At 45.7% G+C, this 19,113-nt stretch carries 20 protein-coding genes; 9 read left to right on the plus strand and 11 right to left on the minus strand.

Annotated elements, in window-relative coordinates:
- The first annotated feature begins 167 nt into the window (after window positions 1-167).
- From clpP to Q1A41_RS02840, 5 genes are all read left to right on the plus strand, one after another.
- Window positions 168-791: an ATP-dependent Clp endopeptidase proteolytic subunit ClpP gene (clpP, locus tag Q1A41_RS02820; protein ID WP_299772256.1), complete on the plus strand. Its 624-nt coding sequence runs from the start codon at window positions 168-170 to the stop codon at window positions 789-791.
- A 257-nt stretch (window positions 792-1,048) separates the two neighbouring features.
- Complete coding sequence (clpX, locus tag Q1A41_RS02825) at window positions 1,049-2,338, plus strand: ATP-dependent Clp protease ATP-binding subunit ClpX (protein ID WP_299974426.1); 1,290 nt, start codon at window positions 1,049-1,051, stop codon at window positions 2,336-2,338.
- Between the two features lie 236 nt (window positions 2,339-2,574).
- Window positions 2,575-4,992, plus strand: coding sequence for an endopeptidase La (gene lon / locus Q1A41_RS02830; protein WP_299974428.1), 2,418 nt, complete (start codon window positions 2,575-2,577; stop codon window positions 4,990-4,992).
- 315 nt (window positions 4,993-5,307) lie between these two features.
- Entirely contained in the window at window positions 5,308-5,580 is a 273-nt protein-coding gene (hupB, locus tag Q1A41_RS02835; RefSeq protein ID WP_299974431.1) for a nucleoid-associated protein HU-beta, read from the plus strand.
- Between the two features lie 176 nt (window positions 5,581-5,756).
- On the plus strand, window positions 5,757-7,634 hold the full coding sequence (locus tag Q1A41_RS02840) for a SurA N-terminal domain-containing protein (protein WP_299974434.1): 1,878 nt from the start codon (window positions 5,757-5,759) through the stop codon (window positions 7,632-7,634).
- A gap of 45 nt (window positions 7,635-7,679) precedes the next feature.
- Here Q1A41_RS02840 and Q1A41_RS02845 read toward each other — a convergent pair whose 3' ends face one another.
- Together Q1A41_RS02845 and Q1A41_RS02850 are read right to left on the minus strand one after the other, a co-directional pair.
- Window positions 7,680-7,976: a hypothetical protein gene (locus tag Q1A41_RS02845; RefSeq protein ID WP_299974437.1), complete on the minus strand. Its 297-nt coding sequence runs from the start codon at window positions 7,974-7,976 to the stop codon at window positions 7,680-7,682.
- 201 nt (window positions 7,977-8,177) lie between these two features.
- A complete protein-coding gene (locus Q1A41_RS02850) occupies window positions 8,178-8,597 on the minus strand; it encodes a tetratricopeptide repeat protein (RefSeq protein ID WP_299974440.1) in 420 nt (139 codons plus the stop codon).
- Between the two features lie 332 nt (window positions 8,598-8,929).
- Between Q1A41_RS02850 and rmuC the strand changes: the two genes are divergently transcribed.
- Genes rmuC through Q1A41_RS02865 form a run of 3 tightly spaced genes read left to right on the plus strand, consistent with a single transcriptional unit; the run spans window position 8,930 to window position 12,001 of the window.
- Window positions 8,930-10,516: a DNA recombination protein RmuC gene (gene rmuC / locus Q1A41_RS02855; RefSeq protein ID WP_299974443.1), complete on the plus strand. Its 1,587-nt coding sequence runs from the start codon at window positions 8,930-8,932 to the stop codon at window positions 10,514-10,516.
- A 12-nt stretch (window positions 10,517-10,528) separates the two neighbouring features.
- Window positions 10,529-11,482: an AEC family transporter gene (locus tag Q1A41_RS02860; protein WP_363322342.1), complete on the plus strand. Its 954-nt coding sequence runs from the start codon at window positions 10,529-10,531 to the stop codon at window positions 11,480-11,482.
- Between the two features lie 57 nt (window positions 11,483-11,539).
- Complete coding sequence (locus Q1A41_RS02865; RefSeq protein ID WP_299974446.1) at window positions 11,540-12,001, plus strand: DUF2489 domain-containing protein; 462 nt, start codon at window positions 11,540-11,542, stop codon at window positions 11,999-12,001.
- Between the two features lie 4 nt (window positions 12,002-12,005).
- On the opposite strand, the gene trmA is transcribed toward Q1A41_RS02865, so the two are convergent.
- Together trmA and glp are read right to left on the minus strand one after the other, a co-directional pair.
- Window positions 12,006-13,094, minus strand: a complete 1,089-nt coding sequence (gene trmA / locus Q1A41_RS02870) for a tRNA (uridine(54)-C5)-methyltransferase TrmA (protein ID WP_299974449.1) — start codon at window positions 13,092-13,094, stop codon at window positions 12,006-12,008.
- Between the two features lie 152 nt (window positions 13,095-13,246).
- Window positions 13,247-14,500, minus strand: coding sequence for a gephyrin-like molybdotransferase Glp (glp, locus tag Q1A41_RS02875; protein WP_299974452.1), 1,254 nt, complete (start codon window positions 14,498-14,500; stop codon window positions 13,247-13,249).
- Window positions 14,501-14,612: 112 nt separating this feature from the next.
- Here glp and Q1A41_RS02880 point away from each other — a divergent pair, with 112 nt between their 5' ends.
- The gene (locus Q1A41_RS02880) at window positions 14,613-15,044 is read left to right on the plus strand and encodes a secondary thiamine-phosphate synthase enzyme YjbQ (RefSeq protein WP_299974455.1); all 432 of its coding nucleotides are present in this window, start codon (window positions 14,613-14,615) and stop codon (window positions 15,042-15,044) included.
- 184 nt (window positions 15,045-15,228) lie between these two features.
- On the opposite strand, the gene Q1A41_RS02885 is transcribed toward Q1A41_RS02880, so the two are convergent.
- The 7 genes from Q1A41_RS02885 to Q1A41_RS02915 all read right to left on the minus strand — a co-directional run bounded on the left by Q1A41_RS02885 (window position 15,229) and on the right by Q1A41_RS02915 (window position 18,824).
- On the minus strand, window positions 15,229-15,576 hold the full coding sequence (locus Q1A41_RS02885) for a hypothetical protein (RefSeq protein WP_299974458.1): 348 nt from the start codon (window positions 15,574-15,576) through the stop codon (window positions 15,229-15,231).
- A 252-nt stretch (window positions 15,577-15,828) separates the two neighbouring features.
- Entirely contained in the window at window positions 15,829-15,987 is a 159-nt protein-coding gene (locus Q1A41_RS02890; protein WP_299974460.1) for a hypothetical protein, read from the minus strand.
- A gap of 348 nt (window positions 15,988-16,335) precedes the next feature.
- Entirely contained in the window at window positions 16,336-16,659 is a 324-nt protein-coding gene (locus Q1A41_RS02895) for a TusE/DsrC/DsvC family sulfur relay protein (RefSeq protein ID WP_299974463.1), read from the minus strand.
- Between the two features lies 1 nt (window position 16,660).
- On the minus strand, window positions 16,661-16,948 hold the full coding sequence (tusB, locus tag Q1A41_RS02900; RefSeq protein ID WP_299974466.1) for a sulfurtransferase complex subunit TusB: 288 nt from the start codon (window positions 16,946-16,948) through the stop codon (window positions 16,661-16,663).
- Between the two features lies 1 nt (window position 16,949).
- Window positions 16,950-17,321, minus strand: coding sequence for a sulfurtransferase complex subunit TusC (gene tusC / locus Q1A41_RS02905; protein ID WP_299974469.1), 372 nt, complete (start codon window positions 17,319-17,321; stop codon window positions 16,950-16,952).
- Window positions 17,322-17,328: 7 nt separating this feature from the next.
- The gene (tusD, locus tag Q1A41_RS02910; protein ID WP_299974472.1) at window positions 17,329-17,715 is read right to left on the minus strand and encodes a sulfurtransferase complex subunit TusD; all 387 of its coding nucleotides are present in this window, start codon (window positions 17,713-17,715) and stop codon (window positions 17,329-17,331) included.
- A gap of 428 nt (window positions 17,716-18,143) precedes the next feature.
- Window positions 18,144-18,824, minus strand: coding sequence for a Bax inhibitor-1/YccA family protein (locus Q1A41_RS02915; RefSeq protein ID WP_299974475.1), 681 nt, complete (start codon window positions 18,822-18,824; stop codon window positions 18,144-18,146).
- Window positions 18,825-19,113: the final 289 nt, after the last annotated feature.

Consider the following 19,113-nt stretch of genomic DNA (forward strand, 5'->3'; position numbering starts at 1 on the left):
ATCTTGCAGTTAAGCTCAAGGTAGATTATTGCCGGTAACGCCCGAGGACTTCAGTGTGCGCTGCCAAGGCCGATATAACAATCAATGGCAGCTAATGCCCAGCCAATCAGTTAATCAGGCGGCCGTATCTAGGTTTGCCAGGTAGCAATAAGGAATCTGAAATAACAATGTCCAATATCGACACTATTAACCCGCTTTCTCCAGTAGCCAGTGGCTTGGTACCCATGGTGGTTGAACAAACCTCTCGTGGTGAGCGTTCTTATGACATCTATTCCCGCCTTTTAAAAGAACGAGTCATCTTTCTGGTTGGCCAGGTAGAAGATCATATGGCCAATTTGGTGGTCGCTCAGTTGTTGTTCTTGGAAGCTGAAAACCCAGACAAGGATATTCATCTATATATCAATTCTCCAGGTGGCTCGGTTACAGCTGGCATGTCAATCTACGATACTATGCAGTTTATTAAGCCGGATGTGAGCACCATGTGTATTGGTCAGGCGTGTAGCATGGGTTCATTTCTATTGAGCTCTGGTGCGCCTGGTAAGCGTTTCTGCTTGCCGAATGCCCGTACTATGATTCACCAACCAAGCGGTGGTGCTCAAGGTCAGGCAACCGATATTCATATTCAGGCGCAGGAGATCTTGAAGATCAGGCAGCGTTTAAACGAAATATTAGCTAAAAATACCGGCAAGTCGGTCGATCAAATAGCAGAAGACACTGAGCGTGATAACTTTATGAGCGCTGAAGAGTCTCAAGAGTACGGTTTGGTCGATCAGGTGTTGAGCGCTCGTTAAGCAGCATTGCATTATAAATGTTGAATGGTGCGCCATTTATCTTTCTAAGACTAAGGTGGGCTTGAAAAAGCCAGTGAAAGCACTCATCTTGTCTGTACGAACACATATTATGGCAGGCGCCGGATTTGATTCCGGTATATCGTATAAGACATCCGTTTATACGATTTTAAAGACAAAAGGTTGCCCAAGGCGATCTTTCGTGAAACTTTCTTGAAGAGAAAGGGCCATAATTACAAGGTCAAAAGTGGAGTGGTTTGATGACCGATCACACAAATGAAAATGGGGATGACAACGGCAAACTGCTGTATTGCTCATTCTGTGGTAAAAGCCAGCATGAAGTTCGCAAACTGATCGCTGGTCCGTCGGTATTTATCTGTGATGAATGCGTTGATTTGTGCAACGATATTATTCGCGAGGAAATCCAAGAGGCGGCCGTAGAGGGTAACTCTGATGCTTTGCCTACCCCGCAAGAGATTTCGTCAATTCTTGATCAATATGTTATTGGTCAAAAGCGCGCCAAAAAAGTCTTGGCGGTAGCGGTTTATAACCACTACAAGCGCCTGCAGATCGGCGAGAAGAAAAAAGACAAAGATGAAGTTGAGTTAAGCAAGAGTAATATTTTGCTTGTGGGCCCAACCGGTAGCGGTAAAACCCTACTGGCTGAGACTCTAGCTCGACTGCTAAACGTCCCATTCACCATTGCTGATGCAACGACATTAACCGAAGCGGGTTATGTCGGTGAAGATGTTGAAAATATTATTCAGAAGCTATTGCAAAAGTGTGACTATGATGTCGACAAGGCCCAGCGTGGTATTGTCTACATCGATGAAATCGATAAGATTTCTCGCAAGTCTGACAATCCTTCCATCACCCGCGATGTGTCTGGTGAGGGTGTTCAGCAGGCATTGTTGAAGCTTATCGAGGGTACGGTTGCTTCTGTACCGCCTCAGGGTGGACGCAAGCACCCTCAGCAAGAGTTCTTGCAGGTAGATACCTCTAATATCTTATTTATCTGTGGTGGTGCATTTGCGGGCCTAGATAAGGTTATTAGAGATCGCTCTGAGAAGGGCGGCATTGGTTTCTCTGCGGAGGTTAAGAGCAAAGCTGATGACAAGGATTTTGGCGAAACTCTGCATGAGTTAGAGCCAGAAGATTTGGTGAAATACGGCTTGATCCCTGAATTCGTGGGTCGATTGCCGGTTATTGCGACTTTGGAAGAGTTAGATATCGCCGCACTTGTACAGATTTTGACAGAGCCTAAAAACTCTTTGACCAGGCAGTACAATAAACTGTTTGAGATGGAAGACGTTGAAATCGATTTTCGCCCAGATGCCCTGGAAGCTGTTGCTAATAAGGCTATGGTGCGCAAAACCGGTGCTCGTGGCTTACGTTCTATTATGGAATCTGTATTGCTCGATACAATGTATCGAATTCCATCTGAGGATAGTGTTGTTAAAGTCGTGGTTGATGAGTCGGTTATTAAGGGGGAGTCTGAACCCTTATTGGTTTACGAGACCAACGAGCAGGCCGCGGCAGCGGAAGAGTAGTCGTTTAGAAAGCTTAGTAAAAAGGGGTGCTAGTCACCCCTTTTTTGTGCCTCCAGTTTGCATAGATTTATTGGTAGCGCATGCGGTGCTGGTTGGGCTAAATGGCGCCTAAAGGCAGTTTTACTGGCTTGTAATTTGCTAAGTAGCCCCAATGATAGGAATATAAGGCCAAAAGACCGGCGCTTTACGGTGCTGGAATACTGATGGTGAAATGTAGAGATTCCAAAGAGGCATAGATGGAACAGAGCAGTGAAGTAAGCACCAATTCTCTAGAGTTGCCACTATTACCCCTGCGTGACGTGGTGGTTTACCCCCATATGGTCGTGCCGTTGTTTGTTGGCCGCGAGAAGTCTATTGAGGCTCTTGAGGTTGCCATGGCGGCTGATAAGCAAGTAATGCTTGTAGCCCAAAAAGATGCTGGGGAAGATGACCCCAATATTGACGGTATCTACGAGGTGGGCACCATTGCCTCGGTGCTGCAGTTGCTTAAGCTTCCTGACGGCACGGTTAAAGTGCTGGTTGAAGGCTCCAATCGAGCTTCCATTAAGGCCATGCGCGAAGAGGATAATCACTACTTGGTAGAAGTCGAGGCTCTTGAGGTAGACGAAATCGAAGAGCGTTCTGCCGATGTGCTGATAAGAACAGCTATGGCTCAGTTCGAGCAATACGTCAATATGAACAAAAAAATACCGGCTGAGGTGGTTACCTCGCTATCGGGTATTGACGAGCCGGGGCGTTTTGCAGACACGATAGCGGCTCACATGACCTTGGAGTTGCCTCAGAAGCAAGAGATTCTTGAAATCGCGGATATTCAGGTTCGTATCGAACATTTGCTTGCTTTAATGGAAGCCGAGTCCGATCTTTTCCAAGTGGAAAAGCGTATCCGTGGCCGCGTTAAAAAGCAGATGGAAAAAAGCCAGCGTGAATACTATTTGAATGAGCAGATGAAGGCGATTCAAAAAGAGCTGGGTGATATGGGCGACGAGCCTAATGAGGCTGAAGAGTTAGAGCAAAAAATCAGTGACAGTGGTATGAGCAAAGAAGCTGAGAGCAAGGCGATGTCTGAGCTTTCCAAGCTTAAGTTGATGTCTCCTATGTCGGCTGAAGCCTCTGTTGTGCGTTCTTATTTAGACTGGATCGTGAATTTACCTTGGAAAAAGCGCAGTAAAGTACGTCACGATTTAGTTCGAGCCGAAAAAATTCTAAATGACGATCATTACGGACTGGAAGAAGTTAAAGACAGAATTCTTGAATACTTGGCGGTTCAAAAACGCGTTAAGAAAATCAAGGGGCCGGTGCTTTGTTTGGTGGGGCCTCCCGGTGTAGGTAAAACCTCTCTGGGTGAGTCAATTGCGCGTGCGACTAATCGCGAGTATGTACGTATGGCTTTGGGTGGCGTACGTGATGAAGCGGAAATACGTGGTCACCGCCGTACTTATATTGGTTCTCTACCTGGCAAGTTAATCCAAAAAATTTCAAAGGCAGGTGTTAAAAATCCTCTGTTTTTATTGGATGAAATCGACAAAATGGGTATGGATCACCGTGGTGACCCGGCGTCAGCACTGCTAGAGGTTTTAGATCCAGAGCAAAACAAAGCATTCAACGACCACTATCTTGAGGTGGATTACGATCTGTCGGATGTGATGTTTGTTTGTACATCGAACTCTATGAATATTCCTGGGCCATTGCTTGATCGAATGGAAGTGATTCGCCTTCCAGGTTATACCGAAGATGAAAAAGTTAACATCGCTGAGCGCTATTTAATTCCAAAGCAGATGAAAGCTAATGGTTTGAAAGAGAGCGAGATTAACGTAGATTCTGATGCGGTTCGCGATGTTATTCGCTATTACACCCGTGAAGCCGGTGTACGTGGCCTTGATCGCGAAGTGGCTAAGGTGTGCCGTAAGGTTGTTAAAGAGATCGTTAAAGACGAAGTGAAAGGCTCTGTAACCGTTGACGCGGATAAACTAGAGCATTACTTAGGTGTGCGCAGCTTTGATTTTGGAGTGGCTGATGAGCAAAATCAAGTTGGCCAGGTAACTGGTTTGGCTTGGACGCAGGTCGGTGGCGAGTTATTAACCATTGAAGCTTCTACCGTACCCGGTAAGGGGCGTATGGTTAAAACTGGCTCCTTGGGTGATGTCATGCAGGAGTCGATTCAGGCGGCTACCACAGTAGTGAGAGCCCGGAGTCAGAATTTAGGTATTCTACCGGATTTTCACGAGACCTCAGATATTCACATCCATGTTCCAGAGGGTGCCACTCCTAAAGATGGCCCAAGCGCTGGCATTGCAATGGCAACAGCCTTGGTATCAGTTTACAGCAATATACCGGTAAAAGCCGATGTGGCAATGACGGGTGAGATCACATTGCGTGGCGAAGTGCTACGTATTGGTGGTTTGAAAGAAAAGCTACTGGCGGCTCACCGCGGTGGTATTAAAACGGTTGTTATCCCAGCGGGTAATGAGCGCGATTTAAAGGAAATTCCTGACAATATTAAGGCTGATTTAGACATTGTGCCCGTTAAGTGGATCGATGAAGTTCTGAAGGTAGCTTTGCAGGATGTACCTAAGCCATATAGTGATGAGGAATATGCCAAATTGCGTGAAAAGCTCGAAGGTGGCCTAAAACAAGAGTCAGCTAAAACCCATTAATTGTTGAGTGAAAATTAAGCGATTGTGAGTTTCCTATTGCACTTTGCTGTTCACCGCTGGTTCAGCTTGAATAGCAAAGTTCTTGGATTTGTTGTGGAATACCGTGCATTCCACCGTAATTTGGTTATAAATTGCTCGGCTTTGCAAATTTAATAAACCTGTCCTTGACCCGTCCGACGGGGCTTTGGTATAAATCGCTATTCGTTTGCCCCATGCGGGCTGCTGATAAAAGTAAAGAGATTCTACGACAGGATTCTGAAGGATGATTAGCGTTCTTTGGGTCCGAACAGACCGAGTAACGTAAGAGGGGTTATTGTGAACAAATCTGAATTAATCGAAGCCATCGCTGCATCTGCTGACATTCCTAAAGCTGCTGCGGGCCGCGCATTGGACGCTATGGTAGATTCTGTAACTGGTGCTTTGAAGGAAGGTGACCAGGTAGTACTAGTTGGTTTCGGTACTTTTGCTGTTAAAGATCGTGCAGCACGCACTGGCCGTAATCCACAGACTGGTGAGCCAATCGAGATTGCAGCGGCCAAAATCCCAAGCTTCAAAGCGGGTAAGGCTCTGAAAGACGCCGTTAACTAAGATTGGTGTTTTTCGATAAATCTAAACTGCAGTGTATTTGTTTAAAACCCAATTCCTCAGTTAGATTTGTTTAGCGAGAAGGCGTGCTTAAAGAGCGCGCCTTTTCTGTTTGTATTACCACTACTAAATTAGCCACCCCGATAGGTGAGCTCTAAGAAAGAATAAGCAGGCTGACCATGATTCAGAGTTTTCGTAACAAACTGCAAGGAATTTTTGCTGTTGTCCTTGTTGTGTTGATTTCAATTCCATTTGTCTTGTTTGGTGTTGATTCACTATTTACGTCGGACTCCAATCAGGGTGAAGCCGCTCAAGTCGATGGTGAAGCCATCACAGAGACAGAGCTTAACCGTGGCATTGCGATGCAAAAGCAGCAAATGATTAACCGCTTTGGTGATCAATTGCCTGCTGAGTTTTTGACTGATGAACGCTGGAGAACCCCGGTTCTTGAACAGTTAATTGAGCAGAAACTACAAATTATCGCTGCGAAAGACAGTGGTGTCGCGGTGTCGGACGCCCGTATTGACCAAATGCTATTGGCCGAAGAAGCCTTCAAGATCGATGGGAAATTTTCCCCCCAGTTGTATCGCCAGCGTTTGGCCAGTTTAGGTTATACGCCAACAAGTTATAAAACGATCTTGAAAGATGAGTTGGTTGCCGTACAGCTGCGTCAAGGTATCGGTCTAACCGCTTTTGCTACAGACTCTGAGTTGACCAGTAGCTTGGTTCGCGCAGGCCAAACTCGTGATTTTTATTTTGTAACTCTTCCTAAGGCAAGCTTTGCTGAAGGTGCAGAGCCCGATCAGGCGGCCATAGAGGCTGAATACAATGATAACTCGGCTCAGTATATGGGGCCGGAGCAGGTCATTGCTCAGCTGGTGGCGCTTGATGTTAATGAGTTAGCCAAGAATATAGAAATTAGCGAAGATGAAATTCTCGCGCAGCATGAGCAAGAGGTTTCGGTATTCGAAGGATCGGAGCGTCGCCGTGCAGCCCATATCTTGGTAGAGGATCTAGGTGATGGTGTTGATCAAGCTAAGGTCGATGAAATCGCTGCAAAATTAGCCGCTGGTGAGGCCTTTGAGGCTGTCGCAGCGGCGATGAGCGATGATATCTTAAGTGCCGAGCAGGGAGGTGATCTAGGTTTTACTGATGGTACTACATTCCCGGAAGCTTTCGAGGAAGCTTTGGCGGCAATGTCTGAAAATCAAGTGTCGAGTGCTGTTAGCACTGAAGCAGGTGTTCACTTCATCAAGCTACTTGAAATTGATGCGCCGCAGCCCCCAAGCTTTGATTCTGTAAAAGATGAAATACGAGAGCGCTTGATTCAGGATAAGGCTCTAGCCGAATTCGAAGAGCTCACTTTGTCCTTTGAAGAGCTGGCCTATAATGCGGAAGATTTGAGCGAAGTGGCCGATGAGCTAGGCTTAGAGCTGAAAACGAGTGAATGGTTGAGCCGATCTGGTGCGCAAGACTTATTAGGAAACCCAAAGGTACTCGAAGCGATTTTCTCTGAGCAGGTGTTGAAAGATCGTCAAACCAGTGATCCTATCGAAATCTCAGAAACCCAGTTGGCGGTTGTTAAGGTTACTGATTATAAGGCGCCTGCTGTTAAGCCATTGGCAGAGGTAGAGGCCGGGATTAAGCTAAAACTAAGTAATGAAACAATTTTGGCTCGCCAGCAAGAAGCTGCAAAAACCCTTCAGGCAGAAGTTTCTGCGGGTAATGACTTAGAGACTGCTGCAAAAGCTAAGGGGTACGAATGGAATGTTGTGATTGCGTCTCGCAAGGATAACTTCCAGGTAGAGCAGCAGCTATTGAAATCGGTATTTTCTATCAAGCCAATGTCCTTACCCACATTTGAAGAGTTATCTCTGCTGAACGGAGATATGCAATTGATTCAATTGAACGGTGTAACTGAATTGGCCCCAAGCGAGGTAAATGCTGGCGATAAGGAGCAGCTATCTGCACAGGTAGTGCAGGCCGAAGCAGCACGCGATTTCGCCTCGTTTCAAAATCAGTTAAAAGCTGACGCAAAAATAGAAATATTTAACTAATAAAAAAGGCCAGCAAAGCTGGCCTTTTTTAATTCTCTTAATGCATTAGCTGCCTTGTCGCTGCTTATACTCACGTATAATTTGGTTGAAGTTGTTCGCTAGGCTTTGCATTTTATCTACCATGGCATTGTGTTGGCGCGTGTTTAAACGCTTGCAGTTTAAATAGTGGTCGACGTCAGCCATATACTGCTTTACATCTTTCTTGGCTTTTACCATTTCAGGTGTTACTGCCGTTTCAGGGTTAGGTAGTTGTGGCTGAGATGGCTCGGAGCAAGCGCTCCAACCTGGCTCGGAAATCAAAATAAATGCGCTAAAGGCGATTGCGGTTGTAGTTTTATTCATAATGGGCCTCGTTTAATGCTCTCCTGTAGAAATACATCGCATCCTTGCTGTAGCAGATGTCTTTTCCACGAATCTTTGCTTAATCAAAAAATAGCAGCTATGGACCGCTTAGCCAGTTTGACTATGCAGCTATTGACGAGCGGTAATATTGATAAGTCAAAAACGTGATTTCAGCGCCAAATTCGATTGAAATATGACGGACTATCTCTTAAGGCGGGTATTTTTGATGAAAAGGCGGTATTTTGGCGCCAGTTTTTGCGTTTGCTTGGGGTCTAGTTCTTCTGCTTTTTGAAAGTGCTGAGCTGCATTATTTTTGTCGGCAGTTTCATAATAGGCCTGCGCTAAGCGCGTATGAATAAAGGCGAGCTGCCCGCCGGGGCAGTGCAAGGCTGAGCTTAATGCTTCAATACTCTGACTAAAGTTACCAAGCTTGTAGTAGCTGTCACCTATTGCGGTAAGTACCCAGGCCGCTTGCTGGTATTGTGATTGTGGTTTGGGCAGCTTGAGCCAAGCCTGATAAAAAACGCGTAGCGCTGCTTCGTAGGACTGTTGATCATAGAGCTGATAGCCCTGATTGCACAGTTCTTCGATTTGCTGGGCCGATTCGGCAGTAATGCTCATATTTGCGTTTCTATCGTCAATGTGGGTGCTGTGCTTTGGTTTTATGCTATAGCGCACAATAAAGCTCTATTGTATTGGCTTTGTCGCTACATGCAAAGCAAGCTGAGTTATACTAGGCCCAATTAGTCAGTGGTAGTTTTTATAGAGTAAGACTGGTTTTTAATCGGCTTTGAGGGTGGGGTTTTAAATCTAGCTGCGTACTACCGAAACACCATTATTTAATTGCGTAACCTTAACTCGCTATGTTGCACATTGCTAAGCTGCCTTTTAGCAATACGCTGCCAAAATTTAGCGTAAGCCCCTTTTAATGTTTGTTATTAGATAGGATAAGAATGAAGTCACTTCCTCTGAGTATTTTGGGTTGGCCCAGCCACTTAGTTTTTTTTGCAGCGGCGGTGTTTCTGTTGTTGTTATTGTTGTGGCGTATATGGCGTTATCGTAAAGCTCAGCGAATAGATGCACTGCAGAAACTTGAACAGCAACAACACTTTGAGTTACTGCGCGAACAAGATTTGGCAAAACTGGATGCGCTGCAGTTGCAGCTTATGGAGCTTGGTAAAGAGTCAGAACGTATATTGCAAGAACGCCAGGATTTAGCTGCGCAAAAGCATGAGCTGCAATTACAGGATGTCCAGCAAAGACAGAAAATTGAAATGTTAGAGCAGCAGCTTGCAAGCATGCCTGAGAAGGAACAGCAATTAGTAACACTGCAGGCCCAGCTATCGAGTACCGAAACTAAGCTACAGGAACAAAAAGAGCATCATCAATCTCAGATGGCATTTGTTGAGCAAAGCCGACAGCAGATGATGACGCAGTTTGAAGCTCTGTCAGCGAAAATCTATGAGCAGCAAGCTAAAAAGTTTAACAGTGATAGCCAGCAATCCTTAGGGCAACTACTCAACCCTTTAAAAACTCAACTTGGTGAATTTAAAGCTAAAGTGGAAGCCAGTCACGAAAAAGAAAGTGCTGAGCGCCATATGCTGGCCGGCAAAATCTCTGAGCTGCAAAAGCAAACCCAGCAAATCGGTAATGATGCTATTAATTTGGCCAAGGCCTTAAAGGGCGAGTCAAAGACACAGGGTAATTGGGGGGAGCTGGTACTTGAGCGGCTTTTAGAGGAGTCTGGTTTACAGCGAGGGCGTGAATATGAAACCCAGATTTCGCTGCAGACAGAAGAGGGTGATCGACGCTATCCTGATGTGCTGATTCGTTTGCCGCAAGAGAAAGATATTGTTGTTGATTCAAAAGTCTCTCTGCTGGATTACGAAGCTTATTGCTCAAGTGATGATGAACAGGAAAAAGCGCTGTTCCTTAAAAAGCATGTGCAATCTATTCGCAACCACGTTTCGGGCTTGAGTTTGAAGGAGTATGAAAAGCTTGAGGGAATAAGAAGTTTAGATTTTGTATTCTTGTTTGTACCAGTGGAGGCGGCATTTATGGCCGCTTTGCAAGCGGACAATCGGCTGTTTCAAGATGCTTATAACAAGCATATTGTATTGGTAAGTCCTACCACTTTACTCGCTTCGCTTCGTACTGTGGAGAATTTGTGGCGTCATGAGAAGCAGCATAAGAACGCTCAGAAAATTGCCGATCAGGCAGGTGCTTTGCATGATCAGTTTATGATGATGCTGCAATCTTTAGACGACTTGGGTAAGCAGCTGGATAAAACCCATGGCGCCTATGAAACGACGAGAAAGCGCTTGTTTAGCGGGCGCGGAAACTTGGTGAAGCGTACATTAGACATCCAGAAACTAGGCGCCAAGACCAAGAAGACGCTACCGGAAAGTTATTTAGATGAGTTGGAATCCAACGAGGCTGAGCAAGATGATACTGTCGTCCGATTGGGAGCAAGCCTTGAAGATGGCTCTGCTGAGGACAGGTCCATCGAGGAAGGCTCGGTAGATAATAAAGGCTCCTAAGAAAACTCCTTGATGTTAGAATCTTTTAGTTTGGCACTCTCAGTTACAGCGCCCGTATTCCTTCTGGTGCTGCTGGGAGTGTTGCTTAAGTACTTTAAGTACCTTGATGATGTATTCGTGGCTAAAGCATCTGAGTTGGTATTTTATTTATTTTTGCCCTGTCTATTTTTCTTTACTCTGCTAGATACAGATCTAGCCAGCTTTTTGTCGCCTAGCTTAAGCTTGGTTTTGGTTCTGTTTACTATAGCGTTTTATCTGTTTCTTGAACTGCTTGTTAAATTTATGCCTTTGCTAAGGCCCGTCGCAGGGGAGTTCTGCCAATCTAGCTTTCGCAGCAATCTGGCATTTATAGGACTATCCTTTTGCGCAGGGGCTTATGGGGAGGAGGGTTTGGCCAGGGCGGCTGTCCTGGTCGCTTTTATCACTGTGGTTTACAATATTCTTTCTGTGCTCACACTTGAGAGGCACCTCAATAGCTCCGATAAAAGCTCAATTTTTTCTCTACTTAAACGTATAGCCAAAAACCCTCTCGTTATGGCGATTGTATTGGGTGTAGTTTGTAACTCACTGGCTGGACTGTTTCCTGTCCCATTGAAACAAAGTGGGGCTTATCTAGCCCAGATAACTTTGCCTATGGCGCTGCTTTGTATAGGGGCAAGCTTGAGCGTAAAGTCCTTGGCGGCCGGGCAGAGCAAAGTAATTGCCTTAGTATTGTTCTTTAAGCTGCTATTGATGCCCCTTTTGGCGGTATTCATAGTATGGTCTTTAGGCTACGGCGCTATGGATATTGGCATTGTGTTTCTGCTTTTGTCTGCCCCCACAGCCAGTGCCAGTTTTGTGATGGTGGCGGCTATGGGCGGCGATGCGAGACTAACGGCGAATTTTATTGCGGCCACGACGATAGGATCATTGTTTACTGTCAGTTTGGGATTTGCGGTGCTTAACATATTTATGCCCAGCGGCTAGATTTGTGGCACAATTCCTTTCTTGATTCAGGCTCACCTTTTCTAAAATGGTTTTTTCATGTCAGCGTTAACTATTTTGCTTATTTTAGCAATTCTGGTAGTAATTTCCCTAGCCGGCTATGCACTCTATTTACATTTGCAGCTGCGCAAACAGGAGCAGCGTAGAGAGGCCCAGCTCGACGAGTTAAAGCAAGAAGCCGATAAGCAGCGCGAACGTATCAATAAGAGTATTCAGGTGATTGCGGCGGCAATGGGCAGTGAGCAAATGACCCTAACAGAGGGCGCAATGAGGCTTTCCGTATTGTTGCAGAGTTTAGGTTTGGCTGAGGAAGAGCTTGAGCCCTACTCAGCGTTAATTAAGCTGGCAGAGGCGACTGCGCATATACCCATTTTAGAAGATTGGAAGAAACTCTCTACTAAGCAAAAACTGGCTTTTGATCAGCAGAGGACAGAACTTGAAGCTCAGTATGAGGATCTAGTTCTGGATTCTTCTAAAAAACTACTCAATAAAAGCTTCTAGGACTTTATTTTTTACGAAGCCAGACACCACATTCAATGTGATGGGTGTAAGGAAACTGATCAAATAGGGCGAAGCGCTCGATGTGATGGCTCTGGCAGAGGCTCTTAAGATTCTCCGCTAAAGTATCAGGGTTGCAAGATATATAAAGAATATTGTCAAAACCGGCGACCATTTTTTCAGTATCTTTATCTAACCCTGCGCGAGGTGGATCGACTAAAACTGTACTTAGATCATAACTGCTAAGATCTATACCCTCTAAGCGGCGAAAACGTCTTACGCCTGACATGGCTTCGCTGAATTCTTCTGCGCTCATGCGGGCAATCTGAATATTATCCGTATTATTTAAACGCATATTTTCTTGTGCCGACTTTACTGAGGTTTTGGAAATCTCTGTGGCTAGCACTTTATCGAAGCACTGAGCCAGAGGAATGGTGAAGTTACCATTGCCGCAATAAAGTTCGATCAAATGGCCCTGGCTACCCTTGCAGCAGTCGATGGCCCATTCGATCATGGTTTCACAGATGCCTGCATTTGGCTGGGTGAAGGAGCTTTCCACTTGTTGATAGCGAAATTCCCGATCATTGATTTTAAGGGTCTCAAAAATATGATCACGGCTAAGAACAATCTTCTGCTTTTTGCTACGACCTAGAATACTGCAACCAAGATCTTGCTCTAATTGTTTCGCCTCGGCTTGCCATTGTTCATCTAGGGGCTTGTGATATATAAGAGTAATTAAGCCGTCGCCAGCTTGGCTGCATAGAAACTCTATTTGAAACAGTTTACGCTTTAATTGCTCATTGGCGTTTAGTTTTGGCAGCAGGGCGGCCATTAGCTCATTGATATATTCAGAGGCAACGGGGAAACTATCAATAATATAGGGCTTTTTGTACTCGCCTTGAGCATACATAGCGTAATGAAGTTGATCGCCTTCATGCCAAGCTTTAAATTCAGCTCGTTGGCGGTAGTGCGTCGGCTTAGAGGCAAAAACCTCAAGCTTGGGTATATTAAACTCCGCGAAATCAGCTTCAACACGCTGTTGTTTCTCAAGTAATTGTTCTTGATAGCGCTCTGGGTGTACTTGATGAACTGACATGCTTAAATCTCGCTTGGCTTAACGACTCAGCTGCCTTTTTATTTACGCCGCTGAACGAATCTTATAAAAAGGCGGGATTATACATGTCTATATTGGTGCTGTCTTAACCCCGATTTACCTTGTGTTTTCACTCTATCTTGCAGGCTATGAGCTTAAATAATCCAGCGGTCAAAGGGGATAACCTCCACCTCTTCACCGGCCTTAATGTTGCCTCGTTCGCGTTCTAATTTGATATAGCAGTTGGCGGCTGCAAGGGTGCTTAGCATTCCTGAGCTTTGAGCTGAAAACGCGTTTAATTCCAATTGTCCCTGTGAGCTCATTTTTAGTGTTCCGCGTTGGAAGTCGGTTCGGCCAGGGCGTTTTCGTATATCCTGTGGTGCGGCTAATCGCAGGCTAAAGCTATCTGCAATGTGTTGTTCGCCAGCCAATTTACGTATGCAGGGCAGGGCAAGCTGGTGAAAGGTTATGGCTGCTGAGCTCGGGTTTCCTGGCAAGCCAAAGAAGGGAACCTCTTGCACACGGCCAAAAGCAAAGGGCTTACCGGGTTTGATTGCCAGCTTCCACATGGAGATCTCGCCGACCTTGTCGAGTACCTCTTTAGTGTAATCAGCCTCTCCTACTGATACCCCGCCACTGCAAACAATGGCATCGGCATGCTCAGCGGCCTTCAGGAAGGCGTTTTCTAATGCGGCGGGCTGATCTGGGATGATTCCCAGATTCAGTACTTCAATGCCAAGGCGAGCCAACATACTCTGTACTACAAATCGATTGCTTTCATAGATGCAGCCCTGCTGTAAATCCTCCCCAGGTGCTCTGAGCTCGTCACCACTGGCAAATATAGCCACTCTAATTGGCTGGTATACCGAAAGCTTAGCGACGCCCAAAGAGGCCAAGACGCCAAGTTTAGCGGGGCTTAGGCGCTCGCCTTGATGGAGGATGGCATCTCCTGCAGAAATATCATCACCCTTGAGGCGAATGTTATTTCCTCTATTCACCGTGGCCTGCAGCGCTATGTGATCGCCATCAACGGTACACTGTTCTTGCATAACAACGGCATCGCATTCAGAGGGAACCTCGGCCCCCGTCATTATTCGGATGCATTCGCCCTCGGCTACCTGGCCTTGGTAGGACTGCCCAGCAAAGGCTTCGCCAACCTTTCTAAATGTCTGTTGTGTGCCAGCTTCTTTGCCGGTAAATCGCAGCGCATACCCGTCCATTGCGGAATTATCGAATCCTGGTACGTCAATACTCGAATAGATATCTTCGGCCAGGATTCTATCTGAGGCCTGTTCGATAGTAATTTCCTCGATCCGCTCAATTGGGGAGATCAAAGAAAATAACTCATTTACCGCTTCCTCGAGTGGTTTTAGGCTGGGTGCTTCGCAGCTGTTTTCAGTAGAGGACATAAGGCGTGGCGCTCTTGTAAAATAAAACGCTATGTTAGCAGAAATCCACTTAGGGGCTTTGGCTAAATAAACCCGAAATATTGCAAACTTGACCAGAATATAAGGCAACGCTATGTGGCTGCAAAAAAGTATCAGCTTAAAAGCAAAACCTCGCGGTTTTCATATTATTACCGATGACATTGTTCGGGCTTTACCCGAAATAGCCAGTATCGATGTGGGCCTCTTGCATGTGTTTATCAAACACAGCTCGGCCTCGCTGACCATCAACGAAAATGCTGACCCTACCGTAAGGCAAGACTTCGAGAGCTATTTCAATCACAGCGTGAAAGAGAACGAACCCTACTATCGTCATACCTATGAAGGTAGTGACGATATGCCTGCACACCTAAAGGCTAGTTTACTGGGCTCTAGTGTCTCCATACCCATCGCAGCTGGTGAGCTACTGTTGGGCACCTGGCAGGGCGTCTATCTCGGCGAGCATCGCAATTATGCGGGTGGGCGAGAGCTGGTGCTGACATTACAAGGGCAGCGGGTGGGTGCCTAGCACCCAATCATGGACCCGCACCGAGACCTTGTTCTAATTCGCTTTTTGCAAATGGAATAGGTTTTTAAAAATCCTTATCTACCCCCGCCCTTAGGTACTTTTTGGCTCTGGGTGCTTTACTTTGTTAGTTTATGAACGACCAATTCATTGGCATGTTTTTAAGTGGGGGGGGGGCTTTGAAATTCTAGTTATCAATACAACCGCTAAATGTTTTCCCATCAAAGGTATTTGCTATAGCATAAACACTATTGCTATTTGAGCATAATGGTTGCGATTCTAAGGTGGTTGTTTTCAAAGTTTTTTCCAAATCATTCAAGCCAGAATAATGACCTAAACCAATATATGCAGTTTCAAGTGGATTTAATGAATCATTAACCCCTAAATCAATTAATCTCTTAATATTCAAATTAGCTGGAAAAACAAGTTTTGATTCTTTAAAGTCATAACCAAAACCTAATCTTGCAAAAAAATCTTCGTTTCCAAATCCTCCAAATATATCAATTATAGGTTTGTTCCAACTTGAATTGGACAAAATATCTATGCCTACCCCATAAGATGTGAAATCTTCAGAATGTAAATTCGTTGTAATTAAATTCTTAGTATCATTGGTTCCAGTGCCATCATAGATTTTAGCTTCGATATGTGTTCCAAGATATGAAGATGGCAGCCAAGAGTAATTTTGAGCATAAATTCCAGCATCATCAAATAAATGCTCAGCGTTTAAGCTTGAACTTGTTTCAGTACTTGAGGTGGTGCTAATGTTTTCATACTCATAAGCTCCAATTTAAATTCTAACCCTCTCGGGCATTCCAAAAATTGACTTGCCTTCACCCAAAATTCTCTTGAACCCTATGCCTACATATTCTTCTGCTGCATTTGCTGCTACAGACCCTAAAGACATTAAAGCCATCAACATTCCAGCCAACAAAATTCTCTCACCCATAATAAACTACCATCTCTTAAGGATTGATAAAATCAGCTTTTGGGATGGCCTTGTTGCAATAAACAGCAAATCAAATCGACCCCAAAAAAGAACGAAAACTACACAAAACCTTGGCTGGGCTTTCCGAGCATTGCCCTAAAACAGCGCCGTCGCCACTATAGTCTTCAAGTATATAAAACAAAAATACCAGAGCTTGTTCTTTTTAGGACATTCGTTGTTATTTTTAGGACATCTACGGTTAATTTTCTGGTTTACATGGTGATGTGGGTGATTAATATGAATGTTGATTGTTAACTTGATGAATTTAGCTACAAAGCCTGGGGATTGAAAGGGCAGGTTGAAGATGAGTTATAGGCAATTCAGTGGTTTCGGTAGCCCTGCTAACTTGCTAGCCAATTTAGCTGGGCTCCCAGGAAACAAGCGCATAAAGTAAATGCTGCTACCTTTTTCTTTACCCAGTTTTAGTGCAGCTTGCTTGACCATAATCCGCATAGCGGGAGACTGCTCAAATTCGTCGTAAAAGTCGCGCAGTAACTCAATAATCTCCCAGTGTGCGTCTTCAAGCTGGAGGGATTCTTCTTGGGCTAACTCTTCGGCAATTGTTTTGTTCCAGTCACTTACGTTAACTAGGTAACCTTCGTTATCGCGTGCAATGTTATCGAGTGCAGCCATATTAACTCCAGTTTACGCTGTTCTTGTAGCTCTCTGTTAAGTCTACCCAGCGATCGTAGTCAATGGCTTGAACGTGGCTTGAATCAGTGGGTAGGCCGCGAGCGATCAAGTCATCGCTCAATGCATAGAGTGCAATACCTTTTTGCTTAAGTGCTGCCATTTCTTTTTGTATGAGTGTGTGAACCACGCCGTCGGCAAAAAATAGGATGGCGTCCTTGCTTGTACAGCAAGTGCTGCAATGTTGCATTGCTTCTGTCTGTTGGGTGTTGATGGTATGTAAACTGCTCATTTTATAGGCTCATGCAAATATCTTGTTCTTGCAGCCACTCTTGTATGCTAAGGCTGTTTTTTAGCAAAGCTACATCGAGCAGTTGTTTTTCTTCGATGCCAAACTGCTCAAGTGCCTGCTCGTGCACAAAGACATTTTCCACATCGTACAAGGCCAGCATGCTCAACATTTTGGCAAGGTTTTTTTGCTCAATTGCGCTGGGATTCTGTTCTTCTACGAGCTGCAATATTCCAGCGCCCATAAACAATAAGCTAATATTTTGATCAAAAGCCGCTCCAGCTAATGCGGCATCAAGTAGCTCGCGGGCCTGACTGCCTCCGTAAGGAGAGTGGCGGCAGATAAAGGTAATGTTCTTTTTTTGTACTTCACTCATGTTCTGCTCAGCTAAAGGTAATACTGCGATCGGCGAGTACAGCCCCTTCAATCATTTGCCCAAGGCCACTGACGATAAAAGGCGCCTGAATATTGCTGGCGGGCTTATTGTAGCGCTTGGCCTCTTCCTCATTGAGTAGGCCGCGGCGCACGGCGGCGGCGATGCAAACCACCAGTTCTACCTCTTCGTTGCTGCCAAAATCGCGCCAGCGCTGCTCCATATTGTTTTCGTCACTCGGTGGGCTTAATAAGCTGTTGGCGTTGTAGACGCCGTCACCATAGAAAAACACTCGGCTGATGTTGTGGCCCTTTTTCAACAAAGCTTGGCAAAAGCGCAGAGCGCTAAGGCTTGTTTGCGAGCTGGGCGGGGCAGTGACATTAATTAGGTAGTTCATGTGCGGATTTTATCGGATTCCTGCGGTGATAGAAAACGCCATTGTTGTCGCTGAGGCGTCTAGGCTCTCATTTTCGTCCTTTGACGTGTTTTGGAAATTTTTTCGGTGTAGATATTACCGTTCTTGCGCCAACGGCAGGCATACCTCCCATCCATGGGCATCGCCATTCCTGCGCGTCCATGCGCTCACGGCATACCGCCCATCCATGGGCATCGCCGTTCCTGAGCATCCATGCGCCCACGGCATACCTCCCATCCATGGGCATCGCCGTTCCTACGCATCCCTGCGTCCACGGCATACCTCCCATCCATGGGCATCGCCGTTTCTACGCATCCCTGCGTCTACGGCATACCTCCCATCCATGGGCATAAAAAAGCCCAGCATTGCTGGGCTTTTTACGAAGCGTTTTTGAAATACTTGGGTGACTATTAGTCGTCGCCCATAACGCCAAAGATATGTAGCAAGCTGCTGAACAGATTGTAGATATCTAGGTAAAGCGCAGTGGTGGCCATGATGTAGTTACGCTCGCCACCGTTAACAATACGGCTGGTGTCGAATAGGATAAAGCCGGACATCAACAGCGCGACAACAGCGCTAATCGCTAGCTGTGCACCTGGAATATGAACACCAAAGAAGCTTGCTACGAACAGCGCTAGCATGGCCACGATTGCAACGATAAGGCCGGTCATTAAGAAACCACCCATAAAGCTAAAATCTTTCTTGGTGGTCAGTACATAGGCAGATAGGCCAAAGAATACCAGGGCCGTAGTGCCTAGGGCTTGGAAGATAATTTGGCTGCCGCCACTCACGGCCATGTAGTGGTTGATGATTGGGCCTAGAGAGGCGCCCAATAAGCCGGTGAAGCCGAATACAACGTAAATGCCCGCGCTGCTATTAGCTGTACGTGGTAGTACGAACCATACAAGCGCTAGGGCGCCTAATGACATAATTAAGGAAACGCCACGACCAAGGCCCATGGCCATGGATAAGCCGCAGGTTAATGCGCTAAATGCTAAGGTCATGCCTAGTAACATGTAGGTATTGCGCAAAACCTTGCTGACTTCAAAACTGCTGTTCTGAGCCTGGGCGCTGCTATAGATTTCTTGCATGGAAATTCTCCTTGGTATCATCGCTGGTCTTAGAAAGACCCAATCAGCCTTAATAATAGGGCAGCTGGCAGTGAAGTTCTAGCCCCAAAAGCGGTTAAGTTATGCTAAAAAACCGTTGGTTTTTCAAGGGCTTGTAATATTACTGTAGCGTCTATCAGGCTTATAGCTTTCTTTGACACGAAAACGCGTCATAAAGTTCTGCGGGATGAACGCAAATGACCTTGGGGCCATTTGCGCCCTGCGGGCGTCGTCGCTGTGCTCCTTGTTCAAAATGCTCAATCGCATTTTG

The sequence above is a fragment of the uncultured Pseudoteredinibacter sp. genome (assembly GCF_947502065.1).
In the GTDB taxonomy this organism is placed as follows: domain Bacteria; phylum Pseudomonadota; class Gammaproteobacteria; order Pseudomonadales; family Cellvibrionaceae; genus Pseudoteredinibacter.